Genomic DNA, 1,663 nt, shown 5'->3' with positions numbered 1-1,663 from the left:
GGTAGTGATAACCAAGGCAGTCGAGTACGTAGTATAGGTTCAAATTAATATTAGAGGCACTAGCTATGTAAGACTGGTAGTCGTTACGGCCGACAGTGGGCTCTGTTACGTAGTATTGGTTTCGTGTTTGGTCTTTCTTGAACTCGACAGACCCTAAGCCCTTTAAACCTGCTTTGTTGAGGATGCTAAGCCCGAGCTGCTCAAGTTCTGGGTCTATGTGAGTGACGCACATTGAGGTTGAGCCGGTAAGTCGTGGCCACTGCGTAATTTTTCTACCACATAAGGATGTAGTTTTTGTCTTCCCTATGTGCGCTAGCACAAAGTAAACGTCGTGATCGCCACCGTTTATCCATTCTTGAATGATTAAACGGTCTGTTAGCTTTAGTAGTTCAGTATAAAAGCTTTCGGTGTGGTTTTCTGTTCCGTTTACCGGTTGCGGTGCTTCGTTGAGCTTGAAGGCTTTGTTGTGTGGGTGCAGTGCGTCCCAAGCGGGGGTGCGAACTAGAGGCTTTATTACAATGGGGTAGTCTAAGCTTCGTAATGCCTTACGTACGTCCTCTGGTGTTGCTGCGATGTAGGACTTTGGCGTACATATGTCGTTTTGACTTGCCCATGTTTCGAATTCAGTTTTATCCAGCATTCGAAGTGTATTTTGCTGGGTAGGAAGCTGAAACTGAAAGTGTTGGCCGAGTTCGCTTTGTGCTTTGGCGGCCCTTTCGACTGCCATGTCTTGATTGAGTATTAATACTGGTTTAAAGCAATTAACTGGTTCGTTTTCTAGTATTTTCGTCGATAGTTTAATGAGCTTGCTGGGCAGCGCTTCTTCTATAAAGACATTTCGCCAGATTTTAGACTTTAAATACAGTGACTGGGGATTGGTTGCTTGCCCATAGATTTTAAAGCCTTGGCCAGCGATAGAGCGTGCAGCGTTATACCCTGTTATTGTGTCTGCACCATTAATGAGTACTGTGCCTGCATATAGATTGGGTGATTTCATAAAGTCAAACCATCGCTCTGTTCATCTAACCAACTTTGAAACATCAGTATGCTCCACAGTTGCAGAGAGTAATCACTATTACCATCGAGGTGCATTTTTAGAATAGGGTAGATGGTTTTGTAGTCAAACAGTCCTTGTTGCCGGATATGCGTGGGACTGAGCAAGTCTGTCATCCAGCTTTTAAGTGGGCCTCTTAACCATTCTCCAATTGGGATAGCGAACCCTTGCTTAGGGCGTTCAAATAACTCTCTAGGTACGTAACGGCTCAGCACTTCTTGCAAGGGCCATTTAGCAACGCCGTTATGCGTTCGAATGTCTGAAGGGATGCTTGCGGCAAGCTCTACTACTTTATGATTCAGTAGCGGGATTCTAGTTTCCAAGCTGACTGCCATACCTGCTCGATCGACCTTCGTGAGAATGTCGTCTGGCAAATACATCTGCATGTCTAGTAACTGAAGCTTGCTTGTGTAATCTAGGCTTGAGGGTGACGCGTTGATTAATTTATTCGGCTTAAACCCTTTAAGTGGGTGAGCATTGTCTTGCCAGAATGCAATTGAGCGTTGATAAAATTCTTCAAAGCTCTTGGCTGATGCTTTGTAATAATTGCTACGAAGTCTCTCTGACGCAAAGTGTGGGTAAGCGCCAGACACTCCGAGTGGTAAAGAG

General features: G+C 44.9%; 2 protein-coding genes. Both read right to left on the bottom strand.

Translation table 11 applies throughout. From position 1 onward, the window contains the following. Positions 1-997, bottom strand: a 997-nt coding sequence (locus A3762_RS16470) for a hypothetical protein (protein ID WP_068756676.1), incomplete at its 3' end; no start/stop codon positions are given. Next, on the bottom strand, positions 994-1,663 hold a 670-nt coding region (locus tag A3762_RS16465; protein WP_231878838.1), incomplete at its 5' end, for an asparagine synthase C-terminal domain-containing protein. The genes A3762_RS16465 and A3762_RS16470, both read right to left, overlap by 4 nt.

Source organism: Oleiphilus sp. HI0125, from assembly GCF_001635355.1.
This window is presented reverse-complemented; position numbering and strand designations above follow the sequence as displayed.